Origin of the sequence: Mariniradius saccharolyticus AK6 (assembly GCF_000330725.2) — a bacterium.
Lineage (GTDB): Bacteria > Bacteroidota > Bacteroidia > Cytophagales > Cyclobacteriaceae > Mariniradius > Mariniradius saccharolyticus.
Genome location: NZ_AMZY02000010.1, coordinates 234910 through 259665 on the forward strand (window position 1 = coordinate 234910; position 24756 = coordinate 259665).

19 protein-coding genes and 1 tRNA gene are annotated in these 24756 nt (G+C 45.1%); 13 read left to right on the top strand and 7 right to left on the bottom strand.

What is annotated here, in order from left to right:
* The first annotated feature begins 1 nt into the window (after position 1).
* The 8 genes from C943_RS10235 to C943_RS10270 all read left to right on the top strand — a co-directional run bounded on the left by C943_RS10235 (position 2) and on the right by C943_RS10270 (position 9845).
* Positions 2 to 1252, top strand: coding sequence for a hypothetical protein (locus C943_RS10235; RefSeq protein ID WP_008627336.1), 1251 nt, complete (start codon positions 2 to 4; stop codon positions 1250 to 1252).
* Complete coding sequence (locus tag C943_RS10240; protein ID WP_008627337.1) at positions 1249 to 2496, top strand: restriction endonuclease subunit S; 1248 nt, start codon at positions 1249 to 1251, stop codon at positions 2494 to 2496. Before C943_RS10235 ends, C943_RS10240 begins: the two co-directional genes overlap by 4 nt.
* Before the next feature lie 3 nt (positions 2497 to 2499).
* A complete protein-coding gene (locus C943_RS10245; RefSeq protein WP_008627338.1) occupies positions 2500 to 3801 on the top strand; it encodes a nucleotide-binding domain-containing protein in 1302 nt (433 codons plus the stop codon).
* A gap of 15 nt (positions 3802 to 3816) precedes the next feature.
* Positions 3817 to 4380 (top strand): SLATT domain-containing protein, encoded by a 564-nt coding sequence (locus C943_RS10250; protein ID WP_040480054.1) that lies wholly within the window; start codon positions 3817 to 3819, stop codon positions 4378 to 4380.
* A gap of 9 nt (positions 4381 to 4389) precedes the next feature.
* Positions 4390 to 4977, top strand: coding sequence for a hypothetical protein (locus tag C943_RS10255; RefSeq protein ID WP_008627339.1), 588 nt, complete (start codon positions 4390 to 4392; stop codon positions 4975 to 4977).
* Positions 4974 to 5708, top strand: coding sequence for a DUF3800 domain-containing protein (locus C943_RS10260; protein ID WP_008627340.1), 735 nt, complete (start codon positions 4974 to 4976; stop codon positions 5706 to 5708). Before C943_RS10255 ends, C943_RS10260 begins: the two co-directional genes overlap by 4 nt.
* Before the next feature lie 196 nt (positions 5709 to 5904).
* Entirely contained in the window at positions 5905 to 9153 is a 3249-nt protein-coding gene (locus C943_RS10265; RefSeq protein ID WP_008627341.1) for a type I restriction endonuclease subunit R, read from the top strand.
* Positions 9150 to 9845, top strand: a complete 696-nt coding sequence (locus tag C943_RS10270; RefSeq protein ID WP_008627342.1) for a M48 family metallopeptidase — start codon at positions 9150 to 9152, stop codon at positions 9843 to 9845. Before C943_RS10265 ends, C943_RS10270 begins: the two co-directional genes overlap by 4 nt.
* A 195-nt stretch (positions 9846 to 10040) precedes the next feature.
* Here the strand turns inward: C943_RS10270 and C943_RS10275 are convergent, their stop codons facing one another.
* The 3 genes from C943_RS10275 to C943_RS10285 form a co-directional block, all read right to left on the bottom strand.
* The gene (locus C943_RS10275) at positions 10041 to 11198 is read right to left on the bottom strand and encodes a Fic family protein (protein ID WP_008627346.1); all 1158 of its coding nucleotides are present in this window, start codon (positions 11196 to 11198) and stop codon (positions 10041 to 10043) included.
* A 322-nt stretch (positions 11199 to 11520) separates the two neighbouring features.
* The gene (locus C943_RS10280; RefSeq protein ID WP_040480318.1) at positions 11521 to 13092 is read right to left on the bottom strand and encodes an L-serine ammonia-lyase, iron-sulfur-dependent, subunit alpha; all 1572 of its coding nucleotides are present in this window, start codon (positions 13090 to 13092) and stop codon (positions 11521 to 11523) included.
* Between the two features lie 81 nt (positions 13093 to 13173).
* A complete protein-coding gene (locus C943_RS10285) occupies positions 13174 to 14127 on the bottom strand; it encodes a metallophosphoesterase family protein (protein ID WP_008627350.1) in 954 nt (317 codons plus the stop codon).
* 217 nt (positions 14128 to 14344) lie between these two features.
* Between C943_RS10285 and C943_RS10290 the strand changes: the two genes are divergently transcribed.
* The 4 genes from C943_RS10290 to C943_RS10305 all read left to right on the top strand — a co-directional run bounded on the left by C943_RS10290 (position 14345) and on the right by C943_RS10305 (position 20767).
* Positions 14345 to 15316: a DUF6807 domain-containing protein gene (locus tag C943_RS10290; RefSeq protein WP_008627361.1), complete on the top strand. Its 972-nt coding sequence runs from the start codon at positions 14345 to 14347 to the stop codon at positions 15314 to 15316.
* A 21-nt stretch (positions 15317 to 15337) separates the two neighbouring features.
* Entirely contained in the window at positions 15338 to 16708 is a 1371-nt protein-coding gene (locus C943_RS10295) for a Gfo/Idh/MocA family protein (RefSeq protein ID WP_008627363.1), read from the top strand.
* Positions 16709 to 16726: 18 nt separating this feature from the next.
* Positions 16727 to 18088, top strand: a complete 1362-nt coding sequence (locus C943_RS10300; RefSeq protein ID WP_008627365.1) for a putative oxidoreductase C-terminal domain-containing protein — start codon at positions 16727 to 16729, stop codon at positions 18086 to 18088.
* 252 nt (positions 18089 to 18340) lie between these two features.
* Positions 18341 to 20767: a TonB-dependent receptor gene (locus C943_RS10305; protein ID WP_008627367.1), complete on the top strand. Its 2427-nt coding sequence runs from the start codon at positions 18341 to 18343 to the stop codon at positions 20765 to 20767.
* A 152-nt stretch (positions 20768 to 20919) separates the two neighbouring features.
* On the opposite strand, the gene C943_RS10310 is transcribed toward C943_RS10305, so the two are convergent.
* From C943_RS10310 to C943_RS10325, 4 genes are all read right to left on the bottom strand, one after another.
* Positions 20920 to 22059, bottom strand: a complete 1140-nt coding sequence (locus tag C943_RS10310; protein ID WP_008627369.1) for an ATP-binding protein — start codon at positions 22057 to 22059, stop codon at positions 20920 to 20922.
* Between the two features lie 203 nt (positions 22060 to 22262).
* The gene (locus C943_RS10315; RefSeq protein WP_008627372.1) at positions 22263 to 22601 is read right to left on the bottom strand and encodes an avidin-fold protein; all 339 of its coding nucleotides are present in this window, start codon (positions 22599 to 22601) and stop codon (positions 22263 to 22265) included.
* A 110-nt stretch (positions 22602 to 22711) separates the two neighbouring features.
* Entirely contained in the window at positions 22712 to 23584 is an 873-nt protein-coding gene (locus C943_RS10320; RefSeq protein ID WP_008627380.1) for a hypothetical protein, read from the bottom strand.
* Between the two features lie 374 nt (positions 23585 to 23958).
* Positions 23959 to 24032: transfer RNA gene (locus C943_RS10325), tRNA-Asn, on the bottom strand.
* Between the two features lie 265 nt (positions 24033 to 24297).
* Between C943_RS10325 and C943_RS10330 the strand changes: the two genes are divergently transcribed.
* Positions 24298 to 24756, top strand: coding sequence for a (2Fe-2S)-binding protein (locus C943_RS10330; protein WP_008627382.1), 459 nt, complete (start codon positions 24298 to 24300; stop codon positions 24754 to 24756).

The following is a 24756-nucleotide window of genomic DNA, read 5'->3' on the forward strand; positions in this document are numbered from 1 at the left end:
AATGAGCCTATTCCACCGCCAACGTCTGCTTTCCGGGATTCGGGAAACTCATCAGGTTTCGGTTCAATCCGATTGGGCTTATGCGATTCGCAAGCAAGCCAGATTGATACTGTTGCCTCTTTTTCGCGAGGTTATTGTCTGTTGGAAAGTGGAAGGCATCAGGGAAACCCCATGCCTAACAGAACTTGCTAACGAGCTTTATCGAGGTTTTGAAAATATTGGTCAAATCTCTGAATCAACTCTTCCCATTGCGAAAGAAAAAGTATCTGGATTTATCCAATCTCTTTCAAATTCAGAAAAATCAGTATTGAAGTTTTATTTTCTAAGCGAGGAGGAAAATATTGAATTTCTTTCCCAGCAAATCATAGAACCCATCACGGATGATCCTATTTCGCTTGATAAGATAGATAAGGGTGTAGGCAAACAATTGAAGGCTCAATTCAAAGATTTTTCTGATGTACATCTGGAATCACACCTACTCAATGAGCTTCGAGAAATCGAAAACATCATCTCCAACTCAGACCTGGAAATTGGTCTGGATACCGAAGCCATCACCCGGATCAATGAAGGATTCTCCGACTATCTGGATATTCCTTACGGAGAGATTTCCCTGATCCAAAAGCCTATTGACGAATGGGAGTTTTGGAAAAAGGTCACCGCTGAGGAGCCTGAAACCATAGGCAAACGAATCCATACCGAACGTGGACTGGAATGGGTGGAGTGCTGGCTGCCGCCGAATGGCCGAATTCGGGTCAAAGGAGATTTTCTGGATGAACCCGATCGGGATAAGGCGGCGACTGTAGCGATTCCCAAAGCGCTGAGAAGAGTCATCCGCCAAGTCCATGATCAGCTCAAAGAAACCTATCAGCTACTGGATAATCAGATCCATTACACCTTCTTTACGCAACGAGAATCCTTGGAAAATATCCTTCCCCGGGAAGGAATTGACTTCTTTATAAATCAGATCGAGGCGCACGGCGCAGATGATTTTGTCGGACATATCAGTCTATCCATCAGACGTTATCAGCATAAAGTCCTTCAGGAATGGGGAACACAGATCCCGGTTCATTTGGACCTTCGCCATTGGCTGGATGAAGATGAGACCAATGAATATAAAGTTTGGGTGCTGTCCATAGGTAAGGAAGAGATGCCCCTGGAGACTACCTTTTCCGAAGCGCAAATCGAGTCCATCGCCCAATCGATCCTTGCCGAAATCCACCGATCCCATCCAAAAGACCACGAAAACGAATGACAGAGATCAAAGCAAAAAAACTATTCTTTAACCTTGAAATTCCAAGCGGGTGGGAGGTGAAGCATTTTGAAGAGATTGCAGATATTGATAAAGAAAGTTTAAAGGGAAATACTCAAAAAGATTATGAATTTGACTATGTCTCTTTATCTGATGTGGACTCGGAGGATTTTAAGATAGAAACAACAAGGGTTTTGTTTGGAAATGCTCCCTCAAGGGCAAGAAGAATTGTAAAGCAGGGTGATATTTTGATGTCTACGGTTCGTCCAAACCTTCAAGCCTTTTCTTTGATAAGAAATGAAGTGAAAGACTTAATCGCTTCAACTGGTTTTGCTGTAATCACAGCAAAAAATTGCAGTAATGAATTTTTGTTCCAATATCTATTTAGCTCTGGAATCGAAAGACAATTTTATCAATTATTAGTTGGATCCAATTACCCAGCCATTAATTCATCCGATGTTAGGAAACTGAAAATCCCATTACCTCCCCTTCCCGAGCAGCGGGCCATCGCCCAGGTGCTGGGGAAGATGGACGAGGCCATTCAGACCACCGAGCGCCTCATTTCCCAAAAAGAACTCCGCAAAAAATGGCTGATGCAAAATTTGTTGACGGGGAAGATGAGGTTGAAGGGGTTTGAAAGGGAGTGGAGGGAGTACAAACTCTCTGATTTGTTTGATAGAGTTACAAGAAAGAATATTGAGGGAAATACCACCGTGGTGACTATTTCTGCGCAAAGAGGCTTTGTTCGTCAAACAGATTTTTTCAATAAAAACATCGCTAGCGAAATCACAGACAACTACTTTCTTGTTGAAAAAGGAGAATTCTGCTACAATAAAAGTTATTCAAACGGGTATCCTTGGGGAGCGACCAAAAGGCTAAAGGATTTTGATAAGGCAGTTGTAACGACACTTTATATCTGCTTTGGAATCAAGGAAAGTGGTGAAGCCGACCCAGAGTTTTTTGAGCAATTCTTTGAAGCCAATCAATTAGATAAAGGACTAACAAAAATAGCCCATGAAGGTGGACGAGCTCATGGACTTTTAAATGTGACTCCGTCTGACTTTTTCTCTCTTAAAATTAAAATTCCTGATTTTGAAGAACAAACCGCCATCGCCCGCGTGCTTCAGACTGCTGATCAGGAAATCAGTTTGCTCAAAGCCAAAGCGGATAAGCTGCGGGAACAGAAAAAAGGAATGATGCAGGTACTGCTGACGGGGAGGGTGAGGGTGAAACTAAATGAACCTTAAAATATGAATACATCTGAAATTTTTAAGGAATTTTTAAATAATATCAAGATTGCAGAAGAATCCGCCGAAAGTATTTCTTACCGGTATGGTCGAATTACAAGGGCAATGAATCAGAAATTTCGGGATACTGATTCTAAAACAGCGAATAGCTTGCAAGTGGGATCATATGGTAGGTATACTGGGATTAATGGCATTTCTGATTTGGATATGCTCTTTATCATGCCCGCTTCTAAATGGGAAGAATACAATAAAGCTGGAGGTCAATCGAAACTACTCCATGATGCAAAAGACGCAATTTCTGACACCTATTCTTCTTCTGATATAAAGGTCGACAGATGTGTGGTGACGGTAAATTTTACCGATTCACATATCGATGTTCAACCGGTTTTTGAAGTTGAAGATCAGGACTATAAATATCCTGACACGTATGGAAGTGGATCGTGGAAAATTACAAAGCCAAGAAAAGAGATGGATGCAATGGTCGAATTCGAGGTGAATAAAAATCGAAACCTTAGAAGGCTTTGCAAAATGGCAAGATCATGGAAAAACAAACATGGAGTCTATATGGGAGGTCTGTTAATAGATACACTAGCTTATAATTTTTTGAAATCAACCAACTATTATGATTCAAAGAGCTTCGCCTACTATGACGAAATGTGTAGAGACTTTTTTAAGTATTTATATGATCAACCAACCGAGCAAAAGGAATATGGGGCTTTGGGGAGTAAGCAGAGGGTAAAAGTCAGGAAATCGTTTAATAGGAAAGCAAAAAAAGCATATGATTTGGCAGTAGAGGCAATTGACGCTTCAACTGATAAATTAAAGCATGATAAATGGAGAGATATTTTTGGGAAAGAATTCCCTAAATATGAAGGTGAGGAGAAGGAGGCTCGTGCAATTAATGAGAACTACCGAAATACAGAAGAATTCATTGAATCTTACCATCCTGTTGATATAAGATATGATTTGAAAATCGACTGTGAAGTAAAGCAAAGTGGATTCCGAGAAGGGTCTTTACGGGATTACCTCCTTAAAAAAATTAAGCTTAGACCAAATAAATCCTTACGGTTTTTTATTGAGAGAATAGATGTTCCACCTCCACATGAAGTGAAATGGAAAGTCACTAATCGTGGAGAACAAGCAATAAAACGGGATTGTGTTAGAGGACAGATATTAAGTGATGCTGGTTCTGGTGAAAGAAAAGAAAACACTAATTTCAAGGGAAGTCACTTTGTTGAATGTTATATTGTTAAGAATAATGTAGTGGTAGCAAAGGATTTAATTGATGTTCCTATTTCTGAATGATAATTTCAAGAACCTATGAGTCAAGAAAGAAAATTGCTGGAATCCCAGATAAGAGAAATTTATGGTCGTGTAGTTTACACCCATAAGACTCATGAGAAATGTGCAGATTTGTTAAAAGAGAGAAGTGATTTCTTGAAGTTAACTGAGATTATATTGTCAGCTTTAACCACGACCAGCATTTTGGTTGTTTTACTCGGAGATGGTATTGTTTTTCAACTATTTGCAGCAATATTTTCGACTGCGCTTCTTGGGCTAACTTTATATTCTAAAGACTTTAATCTGCTAGCTATTGCAGAAAAGCATAAACAGGCAGCTTTAGATATTCTAGAGGTTAGAGAAAAACTATTTTCCTTACTCGTTGACTTACGAATTGGAAATAACGAAATCGAAATCCTTCAATTGAAAAGGGATCAATTGAACGATAAATTGGTGAATACATATAGAGGAGCTCCGAAAACAATCAGTAAGGCATATCAGCTTGCTTCTAAAGCTTTAAAGGAAAATGATGAATTTACCTTTTCAGATGCAGAGATTGATAAGTTTTTACCCGAAAATCTGAGAATTAAAGCAAATAGTTAAACCTTTAAAATGACCATCTCCACCTCCGATACAGCCCTTGCCCTGCGCATTTCCCAAGCGCTACAGGAATATTTTGATCGTGAGCGGATCGTTGGGCCGCTGCGGTCCAATGAGGTCTATGAGATTCTGGTTAGGAAAGGACTGATCGAGCGGGACCGGCATCAGGGGATCAAGTTCCGGGACTTTCTCCATCGGCTCCGAAAGGAAAATCAGCTCTATCTGATTCCCCAGTGCCGATTTGAAGAGACGCGGGGAGATTCTGTGAATTGGTTTTTTGAATCCACCCCAGGCAAGGTGCCCACCGGAAGGAAACTGGTTCCACTCGCTAAAGCAGTCCAAAAGAAAACCCTCGATCTGGAGGCGATCCGACAGGAAGTGGAAAAGCTACCGAAGCGGGATACTTCGGGATTTGGCGTGGTGGAGTTAGAAACCAGAAAGAATTACCCTCGGGCGTATGAGTATTGGACTCAGAAAGAAGAGGAATTGCTCCAGAAAGTCTATTCCGAGATCCAAGATCCCATGGAGCTGAGTAGGTTATTCAAGAGACAGCCGAGTGCGATAGAGAATAGATTGGGAAAATTAATTCTAGGCGGATGAAGTACTTCTTGTTCATAGACGAAAGCGGAGATCATGGATTGACCAGTCTCAATCCCGATTTTCCTGTATTTCTGCTCTGTGGCGTACTGGCATCCGACTCGGATTATCAACAGATCCGAGAAGGCTTTAATCGGATTAAAACTGGCCTTTGGGGTCAGAAGGAAGTGATCTTTCACAGCAGGGATATTCGAAAATGTGAAAAGGAATTTTCGGTGCTCTTTGATCTCGATAAGAAAAAATGGTTTTACAATCATCTAAACCAATTAATTGCTGAGCAACCCTTTACCGTCATTGCCTCGGCCATTCGAAAAATCGAATATATCCGAAGATTTGGAAGGTTGTCCAATGATGTCTATGAATTGGCCCTTTCTTTCATCATCGAGCGTTCAGTTTTTTACTTGGATGCCTTGAAAAAGAAGGACATCCAGTTGGAAATCATCATTGAGAAAAGAGGAAAGAAAGAGGATAAGCGACTGGAGGAGCATTTTCAGCGCTTACTGGCTAGGGGTACAGGATATGTGTCTGCTGATCGATTGAAAGCCTACGGTTTCAATATAAGGTTTCAGTCCAAGCGGGAAAACAACAACGGATTGCAGTTGGCGGATTTGGTAGCTTACCCAGCCGCCCGCCATGTAATCGAGTCCCACCGTGCGAATCCTGCATTTGATTTGATAAATCCCAAGTTTTATCGAAAAAACGGAAAACTCTATGGACTTAAGATCTATCCCTGAAAAAACAAAGAGCCCAACTTTCGCCGAGCTCCTTGCCGATCGGGGACACCCCGGTCCAAATGTTTTTCTGAGAAGCCTCCCAGATACAACGCAAGATTAAACAAAAAGATTAAAGTGACCTACTGCAAAAACAAAAAAATTACCTTCTGAGGCAAATAGGAAATTAATTCAGGTTTAAAAAAGCGAAAAAAAAGGCATGAACACTCCCAGTTTCAAAGAAGACCATATCTCCCAGATCCCTGCGATCCAGTGGCTTTGCAAGCTGGGCTTTGAGTACCTGACCGAATCCGAGGCACTGAAGCTAAGGGGAAACAAGACGCAACAGGTGATTTTAGAGGAAGTTCTTCGAGAGCGGCTTCGCGTGATCAATTCGGAGAAGAAAGTCAGCTCCACCCGTACCACCTACATCAGTGATGCCAATATCGAAAACGGTATCCGTTCCCTTCAGGAAATCCCTCTGAATGAAGGCTACATCCATGGCTGTGAGTCGGTGTATAATTTGCTGACCTTGGGGATGGCCGTAGAGCAGTCAGTAGACGGAGATAAGAAAAGCTTTACCCTGCATTTTATCGATTGGGAAAATCCTTCAACCAACAAATTCCAGGTTACGGAGGAGTATAGGGTTATGCGAAGTACCTCCCGCGATCACTATGTACCTGACTTGGTACTTTTTATCAATGGAATTCCCATCGTCATCATCGAATGCAAGCGGCCCGATATGAAGGATCCGCTTCGTCAAGCCATTTCCCAACATCTAAGAAATCAACAGGAAGATGGAATTCGGAGCCTCTATGTCTATTCCCAATTGTTGCTTTCCTTGGCCACTCAGGAGGCAAGCTATGCGACAAATGGCACTCCCGAAAAGTTCTGGGCGAAATGGAAGGAGAAATTTCCTTCTGAGCTGGAGGAGAAAACCCACCAAGCCAAGCTAATCGAACTCAAAAACGCCAAATTGGCCCCAGAGCTAAGCAAAAAGCTATTTGGAGAGCGATTTCGATATGTGCAGCAGTATTTCGAAGCCTTGGAACAGCAGGAAGTTCAGGTTACCGAACAAGACGAATACCTCTATAACCTCTGCCGTCCTGAGCGCTTGATGGATTTGACTTACAGTTTTGTCCTCTTTGACGATGGAGCCAAAAAGATCACCCGATATCAGCAGTACTTCGCTGTCAAGAAAACTATGGATCGAATCAGGCATCCAGAAAAGGACGATACGGGAAGAATACGCAGAAAGGGTGGGGTGATCTGGCATACCCAAGGAAGCGGGAAATCCTTGACCATGGTGATGCTCGCACAGGCCATCGCCATGGAACAAAGCATCCCCAATCCAAAGATCATTCTGGTTACTGACCGAACCGATTTAGACCGACAGATTACCAATACTTTTCGCAAGTGCGGAATGGCAGTCAGTAATGCTGCCACAGGTTCCCAGCTCGTTCATTTGTTGGAAAGTCCTTCCGATGCGGTGGTGACGACCATTATCAATAAGTTTGCCGCCGCGGTCAAGAAGATCCAAAAGCCCCTCGACAACCCTAATATTTTTGTTTTGATTGATGAGGGACACCGAACGCAGCATGGCACATTCAATATCGAAATGCAGAAAACCCTTCCGAATGCCTGCTTTATTGCAATGACCGGAACGCCCCTGTTCAAAAAGGAAAAAAGTACTGCGGCAAAATTTGGGGGGGTGATAGATGCCTACACAGTAGATCAAGCAGTAGAGGACGGAGCAGTAGTTCCGCTTTTGTATGAGGGACGTTTACCAAGACTGGAAGTGAACTCAGGTCCCTTGGATCGGTATTTTGACATGGTTTCAGAGCCCTTTTCAGAAAATGAAAAAGCCGATTTCAAAAAGAAATTCAGCAGAGCAGATCAGATCAATTCAGCAGAGCAGCGCATTTATTCAATTTGTTGGGATATCAGCCTTCATTTTCGAGACAATTGGAAGGGAACTGGATTTAAGGCGATGTTGGTCTGTGATAAGAAAGTCAACGCCATCAAATTCAAGGAAATTCTGGATGAAATTGGATTGGTGAGTTCGGAGGTGTTGATTTCCTCCGTGGATGATCGAGAGGGAGAAGACTCAGTCTATGAGCAAAGTAGCGACAAAGTGCAGAAGTTTTGGAAGCGGATGATGCAGGAGCATGGAACTCCCAGAAAGTATGAGTCACAACTCGTCAGTCGGTTTCAGAATCAACCTGACCCAGAGATTATCATTGTGGTAGACAAGCTGCTTACCGGTTTCGACGAGCCAAAGACCACGGTATTATACCTAACCAGAAACCTTCAGGATCATAAACTTCTTCAAGCCATTGCCCGGGTAAATCGGGTCTATCCAGAAAAGGATTTTGGCTATGTGATTGACTATTACGGCGTGATCGAAAATCTGGATGATGCCTTGAAAATGTATTCCGCATTTCAGGAATTTGACGAAAAAGACGTGGAGGGAACCTTGGTAAATATCGCCGAGGAAATCAAAAAACTTCCGCAGAAACACTCTGAGCTTTGGGATATTTTCAAGGAAGTCAAAAATTCCCGAGATGCGGAGGGGTATCAGATGATTCTTAGAGATGAGGCGCTTCGGGTTGTTTTCTATGACAAGCTTTCCGCTTTTGCAAAATCTTTAAAGCTGGCACTTTCCACGGTTTCATTTCACGATGATACCGATCCGAAGTTGATTGAGCGATATAAATCAGATTTACTTTTCTTCCTCAAGCTGAGAAATGCAGTTTCGGCCAGATACTCAGACCGGATTGATTACAGCCGTTATGAAAGTCAAATCCAAAAACTGATCGATACCCATGTGACCGCTGAGAAAGTGGAGCCGATTACTGAACTAGTGAATATTTTTGATCAGGAGAGCTTTGCTAAAGAGGTCGAAAAGACCGTAGGAGAGGCAGCTAAAGCGGACAAAATTGCGAGCCGAACAGCAAAGCATATCGCTGAAAAGATGGAGGAAGATCCGGCTTTTTATAAGAAGTTTTCCCAAATGCTCTCCCAAGCGATCGCCGACTATGAAGCAAGACGGATATCAGAGACTCAATACCTGCAACGAGTAAAAGATGTCATGAATGGTGTCTTGAACCACACCGATTCCGATTTACCTGAATCCTTGAGGCAGGAACCAGTGGCAGCCGCTTTTTATGGATTGACATTGGAGTTTGTGAAGGAGAAAATGAATGACAAAAAAGTTTCGGGATTAATCAGCGAACAGGCTTCGCTTGCGATTGACCAGCTGGTAAAGACAGCAGTTTTTGGAACCAGTCAAAAACCAATCGTGGATTGGGAAAACAAGGACATGATCACAGGAAAGCTGATTATTGAGATTGGAGATTATTTGATAGACGAAGTGCGGGATAAATATCAGCTGGATTTGGCTTTTTCAGAGTTGGATGAGTTGGCGGTCAAGATTTTGGAAGTAGCCAAGAGACGTTATAAATCATGAAGGATTCATTTCAATTTGGCTCCAAAGTAATTGATTACCAAATCACCTATTCGGATCGAAAGACCTTAGGAATCACCGTCACGCCTGAATCAGAAGTCATTATCCAAGCTCCTCTAGATGCAAAAATCGAACGGATTCAGGAGATTTTACACAAAAGAGCGCCTTGGATTCTTAAGCAGCAGAGCTTCTTTCTATCCTTTCAGCCTAGAACCACAGAGCGAAGGTATGTGAGCGGGGAAACGCACCTTTATCTAGGAAGGCAGTATAAATTGAAAGTAATTCAATCACATAATGAATTGGTGAAACTGCTTCATGGAGAATTGGTGGTTGAAACTCCTAATCAGAAAAATGTAAGATCTTTGGTAAAAGCATGGTATCTGGCAAAGGCGAAAGAAAAATTCCAAGAACTCTCAAATCAGTGGATCCATAGGTTCGGACCCGAAGGAGTCCAGCCAACCTCCATTGTTTTGAGAGAAATGCCGTTACGTTGGGGAAGTTGTACTCCAAGAGGAAAAATCATTTTAAATCCCGAACTCATCAAAGCACCCAAAGGATGCATTGAGTATGTGATTGTCCATGAACTCTGTCATTTAGTATATCGTGACCACTCACCTGCGTTTTTCAGACTTCAAACCCGATATATGACAGGTTGGGAAAAGTGGAAGATGAAACTGGAAAAGCTATTGGCATAAATAGACCTTGAAGCAAGCGCAAGTTCTGCTACTTCAGAAACTTGGAAAAACACCTGATAAATGGTCTGACTTTCGAGGGCCGTATTTTAAAATTCAGATTCGCCTATCATCCCATTTTATTTTTACTGACCCAAAAAGCTAGAAATTCCTTGGAACAAAAAGCCCCGTCAAATCCCTGAGGCTGGACATTGTTATTTAGGACAGGGCAAACAAGTCGATGTAGGATTGAAAAGCATAGACCCTGTTTCTCCTGAAGCCTGTCAACTCCACCAATATTCCAAGGTCGACGAGGTCGTTGACCAAGCGAATGGCAGTGGAGACATGCACATCCAGCACTTCTGCCACTCTCGCACTATCGATGATTGGATTGCCGTAGAGAACCTTCAATAGCTTTTTCGCTTCCTGTTGCCTCTTGCCTAACTCAATAAGCTTGGTAAACTCAACATGTTCACGCAAGGCCAGTATTCGTTGGAAAGTGTTGATACTTGCCTCAGCAGTTTCGATTACGCCAACCAGAAAAAACCCAAGCCAAGACTGAATATCATTTTTTTCACGTACCCGCATCAAATGGTCATAATAATCTCTGCGATTTTTTTCAAAGAAGTCGGACAAGTACAAAACCGGTCGCTTCAATAGACCTTTGTCGAGCAAGTAAAGTGTGATCAACAGCCTCCCAATTCGACCGTTCCCGTCTAGGAATGGGTGAATAGTCTCGAACTGATAGTGAATGAGCGCGATCTTAAGCAAATGCGGCACATTGGTCGGAGTATCGCTTGTATCTGCATGGATAAAATACTCCAAATCACCCATCAATTCTGAAATTTCGTCATGGGTCGGCGGGACGAAAATTGCGTTCTTTAGACTCGGTCCTATCCAGTTTTGGCTGGTTCGAAACTCTCCTGGCATTTTTTCCTTGCCACGTGTCCCCTCCAACAATGAAGCATGGGTATGTTTGATCAAGCGTGTGGAAATTGGGATTTTTTCCAATTCCATTATTGCTTGATTCAAGGCCACAATGTAGCGTTGTACTTCCTTCCAGTCTTCTCTTCTTTCAGGTTCAATATCCTGTTCGTTGGTTAAAGCCTCCTGAAAGGATGTTTGTGTTCCTTCAATCTTACTTGAAACCGTCGCTTCCTTGGTGATATGCATCTTGATAAAGAAATCCACATCAGGTATCAATTCTGAAAAAGCATCCAATTTACCTAGGCAACGATCTGCTTGACTCAGTAGATTTGCCAACTTGGGATCTGAAATCACCCATTCATAATTGATCTTTTCAGGCCTAAAACTCTGGTATTCCATCCGCTTGACCCAGTTTCCTGATTTGAAAGTCTTGATGTCCCTTGTCTCCATACCTGCCTAATTTCTGATTATTATATTTGCAAAAATAATCTTTTTTGCAAATATAAATTAATGTATTTGCACTTAATAGATTTTGTACAAATATGAGAATTCATCTTTGCAGTTCGAGGCGACTTTTGGCCAAGGAAAAGCCCAATCGAATACTGGGGCTTTGAGTGTTGAATGAGGAATCTGCAAATAGGTTGATGGAGGATTGAAAAGCAGAGACCCGGTATCACGTATGGCGAGTCAATGCCAACAGAGGACGAGACCAATAAGACATTTGATCTCAAAAAATAGCATTCCAGCTTTGTGCCTCCACTCTCTTTTTTGTCTAACAACTTTTAAAAAACTGCTTCTGACCGAGTCGAGCCTCAATTTCCTTGGCAGTCTTGGTGATGGAAAGTCCGCCTAGATTGGTGCACCTGAGGGTATTGGGGATGCTGTTACCAACCACATACATGGTTTCGATGACTTCGTCGAGCGGAATCAGGTGGTCATAATCTGCCATGGCCATATTGGCGCAGGAGAGTGCATTGGAAGCTGCCATGACGTTTCTGTTGAGGCATGGGGCTTCCACCCGGTTGCCAATCGGGTCACAAATCATACCCAAAGAACTCTGCAAAGCCATGGATGCCGCGGATAGGCTTTGCTGCAAGCTCCCTCCCGCAAGACTGACGATCGCCGCCGCTGCCATGCAGGAACCGGAACCGCATTCGGCTTGGCAACCTCCGACTTCAGCAGCAAAAGTGGAATGCGCCGCAATGAATACGCCGATCAGTCCGGCAACCATCAAGGCCTTTACTGTTTCTTCGTCAGAAAGTCCAAGAGTGTCCGCCACAGCCAAAACCGAGCCCGGCATGGCCCCACAGGATCCTGCGGTCGGCGCCGCCACAATCACGCCCATGGAGCTCTTGACCTCCATGATCGCGGACACATACATGATGATCTTGTTCAGTACGTCCGCAGCGACCAACTTCCTGTCCTCCACCATCGACTTGAACTTGACCGACTGTGGACCCAAGATCCTGTCTTCGAAGTGGGTTCCCTTCAATCCCGTTTCGACTGCATTTTTCAGGATTATCCGGATATCCTCCATTTTGGAAAGGACTTCCGCTTCGGAGATATTGCCCCGCATGCTTTCGTACCGTACTGCCAACTCCCAAAGGCTGAGCCCCTTGTCCTGATTGTAGGCCAACATTTCTTCACAAGTGATGAAGGGAACGGTTTGATTCTTGACTGAAAGGATTGGCAATACAGGCCTGATTTGTTTTGCGCTCCTTACCGTTTCGAGCGCAAGCAGGTCTTGGATGAGGTTCGTGTCCAAGGATTCCCTCGACCTGATTTCGACGAATGGCCTTTCGTCGACAATGATGTCCCAATCTGCACAGTCCCCGGTTTTTTCCAAGTATTTTTGAATGCCGACCGGATCGTCGGCAAAAACCAAAGTCACATAGCTATCCCCGGCCATGGACACTTTTGTTCCGTCAATCTCAATGACCTCAATCATTCCACCCCCGGTGGAAATGGCGATTACCTGATGGCTTTCCCATGGGTTGGTCAGGGTGATTTTATAGGTGTTAGGGTGTTCTGCCTGAATATCCTTGATGTTGATTTTCGCCTGAATGCCAGCAGCACCCAAATGCTGTTCGGAATGGACCAAGCGCTCGTCATAAGCCTCCCAGCCCAGAAATCCTCCGAAAAGTCCCATGTCGGAACCTTGGTCTTTGTGGGTGGTGGCCAAAGAGCCATTGGGGTCGAAGTCAATTTCTATCGAAGAAATTTGGCCGTCCATCAGGTCATGGCATATGCGCCCGATCCTTAGGGAAGCAGCGCAATGGGAACTTGAAGGTCCTCTCATGACAGGCCCCACGACATCATTGAATATACTCGGGAATGTTTCCATAGGTCCCAATTTATCAAATTTCAATTAAAACATCCTTCATGAATCAAAATATAAACGGCGGCTTGGGAATGTCGCTTCATACTAGCTCGGATTGTCAAACTCCACATACTTGAACGTATGTGAACCATCTTCAAACAGCTCAAAAAGCCCATAGCCTTTGTTGGTGTTTTCATAGGGCTCGTCGCTCCACCAATTTCCGGATACGGCCCCGCTGCAGTGATAATGGATGTTTTGGTAGAGGAGTGATTCCACCAAATGGATATGCCCGCTGATGCAGGCCTTCACGTTTTTGTGTTTGAAAAACAAATTGATCAAAGGCTTGGCATCGATGTGCATCCAGGCTCCTGGTACGATCCAATTGCCCGTTTCGGCATTGTTGCCATCCAAAAATGGGGTCGCGCCCAAGATTGGAATATGGGAAACAATCAAAATCGGCTTCTCCGCGGGTATGGATTGCAGCGTTTGCTCGAGCCATGCTGCCTGCGCTGTATCCAGTTTGGCGGTGTACCAAGTGCCATCCTCCTTCTTGTGCGTACTGTCGAGGACTATGAAATGCCAGCCTTTGGATTCGAAGGTGTAATAAGGCATTTCCATACCATGTTCCCGCATCACCCAAGCCTTCCCCGGGAAAGGCTCCTCGTGGGGAGTTTTGCCCCAAACGTCATGGTTACCGATGCAGTGGTAAATCTTCAGATCTGGATAGGCGGCACGGATTTTTCGCCACACGGCCCATTGGGCTTCTGTTTCCGCTTCATCCTTTCCCAATGCATCCATGATGAGGTCGCCGCCGTTCACAAAAAAATCGATCGGCTGTTCCTTGTTTAGAATATGGTCAAAACATCTCTTGACCCCTTCCTCGGCACCAACTCCCGGCTCAATATGCATATCTGTCACATGGGCAAATCGCAAGATGGGAGTTTTGGCTTGCAAGGGTTCAGTTTTAGGGTTGGTACAGGCAAGGGGTAGAACACTTGCGCCCAAAGTCCCCAAACCGAGAGCCTGGAGAGCGTTTCTTCTTGTGATTTTGGATTTCATAGCATTGGTATTTCAAAGATGAAAAACGCGATCAATAAAGATGGACTTTATCTTTAAAGGATAGCAATAGCGAAGATATCCGAATTTTCGGTTTTTGAAAGGCAATTGGACGGTTGTGGGAGGATTCGAAAGACCATCATTCCCGAAATGGAAAAGACCTCAATCGAATCGGATTTTTTTGCATAAATTATTCCGTCGATAAACTCAATCCAAACTGATGGTCCCAAAAAGACTTACCGCCGCGATTCCGCTTTTATTCATGATTTGTATAAGTTCATTTTCCCAGCAAATCCGTTTGCGTGAGACCAAAACAGGAGTCGATTTCCTATCAGGCGGAAAAGTCTTGTTGACCTACCAAACATCTACGGCTGAGGTGCCCGAGGGCGTAAAAGCTGAATTCAGAAAGTCCGGCTTTATCCATCCGCTTTTTTCCCCTTCCGGTCAGGAACTCACCCGCATACAGCCACCTGACCACTACCACCACTATGGCATTTGGGGCCCTTGGACAAAGACCTTGGTAGAAGGACGGGAGGTGGATTTTTGGAATTTGGGAGACGGAAAAGGCCGGGTGGATTTTGACCGTTTGATCTCCAAAAAAGAAAAAAAGGATAACGCCGAGATCCTCGTCCGACAAAAACACACCGATCTCCTTGCTCCGAACGGCGCCCAAGTCGCCATCGAGGAAGATCTCGGCATCCGCGTTTGGAATATGGAGCAAAACAGGTATGCCGTGGACTATACCACGGAAATTTCCACTCCCCTGAAAACTCCCGTGGTCTTGGAAGCCTACAGGTACGGTGGTGGAATCGGCTTCCGGGCGACGGCAAGATGGGATGCAAGCAACAGTCATATCCTTACCTCCGATGGCAAAGACCGGAAAACCGCCGATGGCAGCTATGCCAAATGGGTGATGGTGTATGGGGTTTCCGACGACCCTTCCGGGGAAAGTGGAATCCTTTTTCTCAGCCATCCCGAAAACCGCGCCCATCCCGAACCCATGCGGGTATGGCCGGAAGACTCAAACGGGGGCAAGGAAAATGTCTTCCTAGAGTTCTGTCCCATCCGCCTCCAAGCTTGGGAAATCCTCCCCGGCAAGACAAATACTTTAAAGTACCGCATGATCGTCTTTGACGGTAAAATGACCGCGACGGAAGCGGAGAGTTATTGGAAAACATTTGCAGCACGATAAAAAACCCAAGGTTCAAACCTCATGAAACGAAGAGAATTTATCAAAACCACCGCATTGGCAGGTACCGCCTTGGGTTTCCCGACCATTTTCCCCGCTTCGGTATTCGGTAAAAATGCCCCCAGCAATAAGATCAATATCGGCCAAATTGGCTGCGGAAGGATCGCACGGTCACACGACCTTCCCGGAACCTGGGCACATGATATGGCCCGCATCGTAGCAGTTTCGGATGTGGACAGCAAAAGGATGGCGGAAGGAAAAGCCTTGATCGAGGCTCATTACACCCAAAAAATGGGGAAGCCTTATCTCGACGTCAAGCAATATGGAGATTACCGGGAAATGCTGTTGGACAAAGACATCGACGCCGTGATCATCAGTACACCTGACCATTGGCATTCCCAACCGGCCATGGAAGCAGCTTTGGCTGGAAAACACATCTACCTTCAAAAACCGACTTCCCTCACCATCAAAGAAGGCCGTCAATTGACGGAAGTGGTGAAGAAATCCGGAGTAGTCCTGCAGTTGGGTACCCAGCAGCGGTCCAGTCCTCAGTTTCGTATTGCCGCCGAACTGGTCAGGAACGGCAGGATCGGAAAATTGCATACAGTCCGTATCGGGCTTCCGGGCGATCCTTCAGGGCCCAAGGCCAGTCCGATGCCTGTTCCGAAAAACCTGAATTTTGACATGTGGCTAGGGTCCACGCCGGAATTGCCCTACTCCGAAATCGGCGTGCACCCGCAGGAAGGATACGATCGTCCTGGTTGGCTGCGACATGAGAATTACGGTGCGGGCATGATCACAGGCTGGGGACAGCACCATTTTGACTCGGCGGCATGGGGCATGGATACCGAACTCACCGGACCACGTTTTATAGAAGCGGTCGCGGAATTCCCCAAGTTCGGATTTTGGAATGTCCACGGCGATTTTATGGTCAAGGCCGAATACGAAAATGGCGTCACCATGCTCACGAGCGGCGGCTTCCCCAACGGCATTCGGTACGAGGGTACGGAAGGTTGGATATGGGTCTCCCGGGGCGATTATGTGGCTTCTGCTAGCGACCCGGTTGCCAAAGACAAGAGTTCAAAAGCATTAGACGCCTCTGATCCAAGGCTATTGGAATCCGTGATCGGGCCCAGTGAAATCCATCTTTATAAGAGTGCAGACCAACACGGAAATTGGCTGGAATGCATCCAAACGGGAAAGGAACCTATCTCCCCGATCGAAATCGGCCATCGCTCTTGCTCGGTGTGCCTGGTCAGCCACGTGGCGATGAAAGTAGGAAAAAGACTCGAATGGGATACAAAAACCGAAAAGTTTGTCAATGACGATGAAGCAAATTCCCATCTCAGCAGATCCCAACGAGCTCCTTATGGGACGGATTTTGTCAAAGTCTAATCAGGAAAATTGAACTTGATGAGGTGTATTATCGCATTTTCCCTTTTACTTATCATTGGTTGTGTGCAGCCAAAGGAAGAGACCATGGCCGACAAACGCAAGATTACCTTTATGTCCCTTAATCCGGGACATTTTCACGCAGCACTCATCCACAAGTCCATGTATCCCCACGTGGATTCGACCGTCTATGTCTTTGCTCCTGCAGGCGACGAACTCAAGGATTATCTTGGGAGGATCGACAGCTACAATTCCCAGCCTCAGAATCCCACAGCATGGAAAATTGAAGCATACGTAGGCACTGATTTTTTGTACAAAATGATTTCCCAAAAACCAGGGAATGTCATGGTAGTTGCGGGGAAAAACGACCAAAAGATTGACTACATCATGGCAGCAATCCAAAATGGCATCCATGTCTATGCTGATAAACCATTGGTAATCAATCGGGAAGGATATGGGAAATTACGGGAAGCCTTTGTCTTGGCAGCCCAAAAGGACTTGCTGCTCTACGACATCATGACGGAGCGCTTTGAGATTGCTTCGATGTTGCAGCGGGAGTTATCGATGAATCCCGAGGTATTCGGCGAGCTGGTTGAAGGCACTTTGGAGGAGCCTGCCATTACCAAGGAGAGTGTGCATCATTTTTACAAGCAAGTTTCGGGAAAGCCCTTGGTCCGGCCGGACTGGTTCTTCGATGTCAGGAAGCAAGGTGAAGGCTTGGTAGATGTCACGACCCATTTGGTGGATTTGATCCAATGGGCGGCTTTCCCGGAGCAAACTTTGGACACTGCAGATGTACAAATGCTTTCAGCCAAAAGATGGCCGACTCCACTTTCCATTGAGCAATTCCAGCAGGTAACTGGAAAAACGGCTTTTCCCGAATACCTGAAAAATGACCTTCAAGGTGATACATTGCAGGTGTTCGGCAACGGGGAATTGCACTACACCCTCCGCGGTAAGCATGCAAAGGTCAGCGTGACTTGGGATTTTCAGGCTCCGGAAGGTGGCGGAGACACGCATTTTAGCATCATGCGGGGCAGCAAAGCCGAACTCATCATTCGGCAGGGCCCCGAACAAGCCTTCAAGCCAACTTTATATATCAGGCTACTTGAGGGACAGGAGAAAGCGCTGAAGGATGCCATTCGAATCGCCTTGCAGACGAGGTATCCCGGACTTGACTTGGAAAAACAGTCAAACGGCGAACATCAGATTTTGATTCCCGACGAATACCATGTCGGACATGAGGCACATTTTGCCCAAGTGACAGAAAAGTTTCTGGAGTATTTCCTAGAAGGAAAAATGCCCGCTTGGGAGGTCCCCAATATGTTGGTAAAATACCATACGACTACCCGGGCCTTGGAACTCGCGGGCAATTATCCTTAGGCGACGGATCGAACCAACGACTCTTTCTCAAGCACTTTTTTACCCTCCGGGTGTAACGATTAACCATTTGATTTCATGAAAAATATTTTCCGAACTCCGAAAAACCGGGTGATTTCATGACCGTTGTCATATGATTTTTGAAATCTACTTTTTGGGGTAAGTTTATTTAGATTTTTTAAAAATAGTGATTGTTTAGAATCATTCTAAGCGGTATGTTTGCATCACTATTTTAACTCAGTCTAAATAAACAAGATGAAAGCGATATACTTATTCCTCCTGTTATCCCTAGTTCCCCTGATAGGAATGGCACAGGAAAGTGCTCTAAAGGGAAAAATCTCCGACAAAAACAACAACCCGCTGCCCTATGCTTCGATCCAACTGGTAGGCACCGTAAGGGGAGTCCAGAGCAATACGGATGGGAATTTTGTAATGAACAACATCCCCAGTGGGACCTACACAGTCAAGGTGATGAATTTGGGCTATGAGGATGGTTCTAAGGAGGTCGTGCTGGTTCCGGGACAAACCACAGAGCTTGAAATCGTTCTTTCGGAAGAACCAATTTGGATCGATTCATTTGAACTGTTGAGCAGCCGGGGGATTTTGGGCCAGGAAAAACTCCCGGAAGTCGAGGATTTTCGCATCAATGCCGGAAAGAAGAACGAGGTTATCCGTGTGCGTGACTTGGACGCGAATCTTGCGATGAACAACAGCCGGCAGATTTTTGGCCGTACACCAGGGATATCGATCTGGGAAAATGACGGTTCGGGAATCCAATTGGGAGTGGCATCAAGGGGACTTAGCCCAAACCGATCCTGGGAATTCAACGTGCGCATGAACGGCTATGACATCACGCCCGACCCGATGGGCTATCCGGAGGCTTATTTCACTCCGCCGATGGAAGTTGTGGAAAAAATCGAGGTGATTCGTGGCGCTTCGTCGCTCCAATTCGGACCGCAGTTTGGAGGCCTGCTCAACTTTGTATTGCGAAGACCGGACCAATCTACCCGCTTTACGGCCGAGACACTCAATACATTCGGCAATAATGGTCTTTTTAGCACCTTCAACTATATTGGCGGCACCGAAGGCAAATGGAGCTATACTGCCTATTACCAAAAAAGAATTGGCCAGGGATGGAGGGAAAATGGTTATTTCAATACCGACCACGCCCATTTGGAAGTCAGTTATGCAGCCAGCAACAGACTTAGACTTGGCTTTGAAGCGACCTATATGACCACGGAGAGTCAACAGCCAGGCGGATTAACCGATGCGCAGTTCAATCAGGACTCCCGCCAAAGTACCCGAAGCAGAAACTGGTTCAGCACGCCATGGTTTGTACCTTCATTTTCCGCCCAATATATCGTCTCGCCTGCTACCAAATTGGATTGGAAGGTATTTGCGACGATTGCCGAGCGCAACAGCATCGGTTTCATGAAGGCAATCAATATCGAGGATGACTTTGGCAACCGTCAGGTGGACAGGGATTTTTACACTACCTATGGTTCTGAACTCCGCATGACGACCGAGCATTCCCTTTTTGGATTCAAGAATACGCTTGCGACAGGTTTGAGATATTTCAACGGGAAGATCGACAGGGTACAATCTGGGGTTGGTGATAACGGCACGGACATGAACTTCGATTTGCTTCCCGGTACATCCTATCCACGGGATTTGGATTTCCGAAACACAAACTTGGCTGCATTTGCGGAGAACATATTCCGGTTTTCGGAAAAATTCCTCCTGACAGCGGGCCTCAGACTGGAGCAAATCCAGTCAGAAAACAAAGGACAGTTTTCGGTGAGCAATGGAGTCCCGATTTTCATGGACCCGGTAACGAGAACCAGGTCATTTGTCATTGGCGGACTAGGGGCAGAATACCACATCACTCCGACAACGGAACTGTACTCGAATCTTTCCCAAGCATACAGGCCGGTGTTGATTTCGGACCTGACTCCTCCTGCCACTACAGACGTGATTGACCCCAATCTGCAGGATGCACGGGGTTACAACTTTGACTTCGGATACCGCGGCAATATCGGGACGGTTTTCAACTTTGACCTCAGCTACTTCCACCTGAACTACGCCAACCGCATCGGCACCATCACCCAACTCGACCAGGCCGGACAAAGCTATCAGTTCCGCACCAACTTGGGTGAATCCGTAAGTAAGGGCTTTGAAGGCTATCTTGAGTTTGATCCTGTGACGGCCATTTTCAAAACATCACGGTATGGTTTCCTCCATTTCTTTGCTTCACTTGCCTTTGTGGATGCCACTTACCAGGATTTCCTGACCACAAGCTTGGTAAATGGACAATTGGTCGAAAGCAACCTGAAAGGCAACCAAGTCGAAAATGCCCCAAGAAAAATCAACCGCTACGGTGCGACCTATAGATTCAGAACCTTCTCGATGACCTGGCAACTGAGTGACATTGGTGAGACGTTTGCGGATGCCTCCAACACCGTGACGCCCAATGCGGCAGCAACGACCGGTCTTATCCCTGCCTATAAGGTCCAAGATCTGTCCGCCAGCTATATCTTCAAAAAGCGATATACCCTCAAAGCAGGTATCAATAACCTGACCGACGAGCGCTATTTTACGCGCAGGGCGGGCGGCTATCCCGGACCGGGCCTAATGCCAGCCGACGGGCGGACGTTCTATACCACATTTGGCTTGAGGTTCTAAAAAAAAGCCCTTTCCATCTGAGAAAGCCGCGCGGGATTTCCGTGCGGCTTTGTTTTTTGGTGTTTGGGGAAAGTTTTTAAGGCCGACTTGGAAACGCACAGAATTTGGATGAGCAATATCCAAGAACCAGAATGTGGACGAGTAAGCTTTTTTCAAATAATCTCTCCCTGCCAAAGCCGCTCCAAGAATATTTTCCAAGGAACGATAGAAATGTCCCCAGCTTTCCTTTCCAATGGATCGTCACTTACTACGATCAGCTTTTTTACGGAATATTCCTCTGAAAAGCTCTTTAACCCTTTCAAATGCCTCGGCTGTACATTGTCCGTCCCTTTCACTTCTATTGCCACCTCATGGTCGCCGAGTATAAAATCAACCTCGAACTGAGAAGTAGTACGCCAATAAGAAATCATATAGTCCTTTTCAGAATACTTACTGTGTGCATGTAACTCCTGGTAAATAAAATGCTCAAAAGCATGTCCAAAAGACTCACTTTTAGCCTCTATTCTACCCCGTTTCAGAAGCTTGTTGACGATGCCCAAATCAAAGTAGTAAAACTTTGGAGCCAAAATTACCCTGCGCTTGGGCTTTTTTTGAAATGAAGGCAAAAAACGGCCCAATAAAGTGTCTTCCAAGATCTGGAAATACTCTTTAACAGTATTATGGCTAACACCACATTCGGTAGCAATATTGGAGTAGTTGACGATCTCGCCGTTGGAGAAAGCAGCAGCTTCGAGAAACTGCGTAAAGGCATTTATATTCCGAATCTTCGCTTCAGCCAAAATTTCGTCCTTTAGGTAATTCCCAATGTACGCTTCAATCAATTTTTTAGGGTTTTCCGACAAATAGTGGCGCGGCAACAGCCCGTTGTTTAAGGCCCTCAACAATTCAAAATCGGGGATTTCAGCGTGAATGAGCGGATACAGTTCATACCTAAGCGCCCTCCCTCCTAACAGATTGTTTCCGGCTCGAATGATCTTTCTAGGGCTTGAGCCGCTTAGGATAAACCTCACCGAATGGTTTACGATCAGCCAGTGGATTTCATCCAACAAAGCTGGAATTTTCTGTATTTCATCGACAACGACTGGAACAGTATTGCCACTCGCCAATACAGCCTGTCGAAACTGCTGTGGTTCGGATTGATACCTCAAAAAAGTGTCAGACAATAATAAATCGAACCATAACGCATTAGGAAAAAGACTCTTCAACAAGGTACTTTTCCCTGTCTGACGTGCGCCCCAAAGGAATAAGCTCTCATTTCCAGAACCCTCCAAGACTTGCTTTCTTACAAACATAGCTCAAATTTTACTTACAAATATCATGATAATTGTAAGTAATACTTACAATTATCATGATATTTTTAAACCATATTCACAAAAATCATGGAAAACAAATGAAGAACTCCGGAGGCAACCGGGATTGACCAATCGCCATTCCCAAGCTTCATGGATCATATCGGAATAAACAACTCAAAATACTCTCGGAAAGGATTCAATCCCTACACCTCCTCTATCACCGAATATCCTTCCGACATATCTCCGGAAGTCCAGGCCCATTTTTCATGCAGCCGAATTTTGCCATTGGGAAGGATTTCGGGGATGGAATGGCACTTGCCCGTCATGATTTCGCCCCTATCATTGATTTGGTGGTACACCATATCGATACAGCCGCTTTCATCCACTAAGCCTAGCAGATGACCTTGGATGATTCTTCCTCCTTGGTATGCCGCACTGAGGATATTGCCTGACTGCTGGTAGTGGAAGCGTGTCTCGGAGGAGGTTTCACCATTCCCCGTGTTTTGCACGGGCCTGAAGATTTTGTTGTGGTAGGTAGGCATATGTGATACGTTTATCAGTATTCCAGTCCTTACTTCTATATAGTTTCACGTTATCGAATCCATACGTGTGCATAAGCATTGGAGAATATACAACAGGTCAAATTGAAACCTTAATCTTCATAATAGACTATTTCACGCTTAAAGACTTTTCTAAGGACTCCATCTATGAATTCTTTTTGCTCTATCCAATTACCCAGTTCATCATAAGAATAAGTAAAAGTTGTTGTTCTTGATTCACCGCTTTCAACGGAACTTATTTTTTTTCCAACTACATTCCCAAACACATCAAGCTCGTTTTCAGACAAAAATGTTTTTCCTGTCCGTAGATCGGTCTCCAAAACCTTCGCCGGGTTTCTGTAAGAATCGCTTCCAAAAAAATTAATTGTAAGGTTCCTTAGCCTTGATTCGTTACCATAGTCTTCCACCTTGATTATCCGCTCCTGTTCGTCAAATTGAAAATACTTCCTAGCGATATAGGAGCTGTCGCTGTTAACTGTAGTAACCTCCTCCGTACGGTTTTCCAGCTTGTGATGATAGGCCATCCTCATTTCACTGTTTCGCTTTTCAATAATCGTAGTATGGTTTGTACTTGGATACAAATAATGAAAGCTTGCGGTATCTGTCTGATCAATGGATTTGAAGATGTACGTTTCTTCGATTAATCGATGTAACGAGTCATAGCGATAGGACCAAGTTGCGGATGGAACAAGTTTACTATCATGTAGTTTTAAATCAATTTTCTTGACCTTCCATCCTTGACGATCAAATTGCACGATGAAATTTAGCATCCCAAAAAAATCGTATGGGACGAGATTTACTGTATCACTCTCTTTTCCACCTGGCTCAAATGCATAATTTCTGACTTCTTGGACTTGCCCTTTTAGATTCATCGACACCGAGTGTTTGACAGATAATTGACTTTTTTGGCCAAAGGCAATTAGTGGCGTTCCAAAAAATAAAAGTAGAATAAGCAGTCTTTCCATAGGTGTAATTTTCAACAAAGAACCTAAGTTCAAAACAAAGTCGCACCAATTCTTTCAATTTTAGGATCGTCACTAAACTAGTGTGGAAAACTCTGCTTGCAAAATTGTGTGAAAATCTTTCCTACTAAGCGCATTCGCACAAAAGCTATCAAAACCGAAAAAAGGCTGGCCAATGAAACTCTAATTTAAAAGAATCGGAATTCTAATTGGTCATTCAACCGCTTTCCTCTCCCCCTCTTGGGCTTGTCCCGATAGCCATCGCGGACAAGGACCCCATGACTAATCCCGCAGATTCGGGATTATACCAATGAGCAAACGAAGCACCCCCTCGAAATGCTATAAAAACAAAAAAGCGGCCACATGACCGCTTTTCGCTCCCCCTCTTGGGCTTGAACCAAGGACCCCATGATTAACAGTCATGTGCTCTAACCAACTGAGCTAAGGAGGAGTTTTATCTAACCGCTTTCGGTTAAAGTGTTGCAAAAGTAATAGCACTACCGTTTTTTTCCAAACCTCAATCTCAAAAAAATTCCATACCCCTTAGCTTCCATCTATTTTCATTCATAATCAGGTACTTATTTTTTGTGCCATACAAGGCCGAACAGGCTCAACATAAGATAATTCTCTTTCTGTTTGGAAAATTTCCCCCTGAGGACTACCAAACCTGCGCTAGATTCCATAAATTCCATTGTATTTACCCTGTCAATCAATATATGGAAACATTTCAGATTACAGTCAACGGAAAAAAGCAAGATGTCACCGCCGACCCGGAAATGCCGCTCCTTTGGGTCATCCGCGACCTGCTTGCGATGAAAGGCACAAAATTCGGCTGTGGCCAAGCCCTTTGCGGCGCCTGCACCGTCCTCGTCGACAATGAGGCAGTAAGGTCCTGCAGCTACCCGATCTCCCAAGTAGGGGACCAGAAAATCACCACCATAGAGGGACTGTCCGAAGACGGCGATCACCCACTGCAGAAAGCCTGGGTAGAGCATATCGTGCCCCAATGCGGCTATTGCCAATCGGGTCAAATCATGAACGCGGCAGCACTATTGATCTCGAATCCTAAGCCATCCGAATCGGACCTCGAGGCGGCCATGGCCGGTAACCTCTGCCGTTGCGGCACCTATACCCGAATCAAAGATGCCATCCTTACCGCTTCCCAAAATAGCTAA

Coding starts and splice junctions, on each gene's coding strand:
- C943_RS10235 (WP_008627336.1), top strand. CDS start 2: ATGAGCCTATTCCACCGCCAACGTCTGCTTTCCGGGATTCGGGAAACT.
- C943_RS10240 (WP_008627337.1), top strand. CDS start 1,249: ATGACAGAGATCAAAGCAAAAAAACTATTCTTTAACCTTGAAATTCCA.
- C943_RS10245 (WP_008627338.1), top strand. CDS start 2,500: ATGAATACATCTGAAATTTTTAAGGAATTTTTAAATAATATCAAGATT.
- C943_RS10250 (WP_040480054.1), top strand. CDS start 3,817: ATGAGTCAAGAAAGAAAATTGCTGGAATCCCAGATAAGAGAAATTTAT.
- C943_RS10255 (WP_008627339.1), top strand. CDS start 4,390: ATGACCATCTCCACCTCCGATACAGCCCTTGCCCTGCGCATTTCCCAA.
- C943_RS10260 (WP_008627340.1), top strand. CDS start 4,974: ATGAAGTACTTCTTGTTCATAGACGAAAGCGGAGATCATGGATTGACC.
- C943_RS10265 (WP_008627341.1), top strand. CDS start 5,905: ATGAACACTCCCAGTTTCAAAGAAGACCATATCTCCCAGATCCCTGCG.
- C943_RS10270 (WP_008627342.1), top strand. CDS start 9,150: ATGAAGGATTCATTTCAATTTGGCTCCAAAGTAATTGATTACCAAATC.
- C943_RS10275 (WP_008627346.1), bottom strand. CDS start 11,198: ATGGAGACAAGGGACATCAAGACTTTCAAATCAGGAAACTGGGTCAAG.
- C943_RS10280 (WP_040480318.1), bottom strand. CDS start 13,092: ATGGAAACATTCCCGAGTATATTCAATGATGTCGTGGGGCCTGTCATG.
- C943_RS10285 (WP_008627350.1), bottom strand. CDS start 14,127: ATGAAATCCAAAATCACAAGAAGAAACGCTCTCCAGGCTCTCGGTTTG.
- C943_RS10290 (WP_008627361.1), top strand. CDS start 14,345: ATGGTCCCAAAAAGACTTACCGCCGCGATTCCGCTTTTATTCATGATT.
- C943_RS10295 (WP_008627363.1), top strand. CDS start 15,338: ATGAAACGAAGAGAATTTATCAAAACCACCGCATTGGCAGGTACCGCC.
- C943_RS10300 (WP_008627365.1), top strand. CDS start 16,727: ATGAGGTGTATTATCGCATTTTCCCTTTTACTTATCATTGGTTGTGTG.
- C943_RS10305 (WP_008627367.1), top strand. CDS start 18,341: ATGAAAGCGATATACTTATTCCTCCTGTTATCCCTAGTTCCCCTGATA.
- C943_RS10310 (WP_008627369.1), bottom strand. CDS start 22,059: ATGTTTGTAAGAAAGCAAGTCTTGGAGGGTTCTGGAAATGAGAGCTTA.
- C943_RS10315 (WP_008627372.1), bottom strand. CDS start 22,601: ATGCCTACCTACCACAACAAAATCTTCAGGCCCGTGCAAAACACGGGG.
- C943_RS10320 (WP_008627380.1), bottom strand. CDS start 23,584: ATGGAAAGACTGCTTATTCTACTTTTATTTTTTGGAACGCCACTAATT.
- C943_RS10330 (WP_008627382.1), top strand. CDS start 24,298: ATGGAAACATTTCAGATTACAGTCAACGGAAAAAAGCAAGATGTCACC.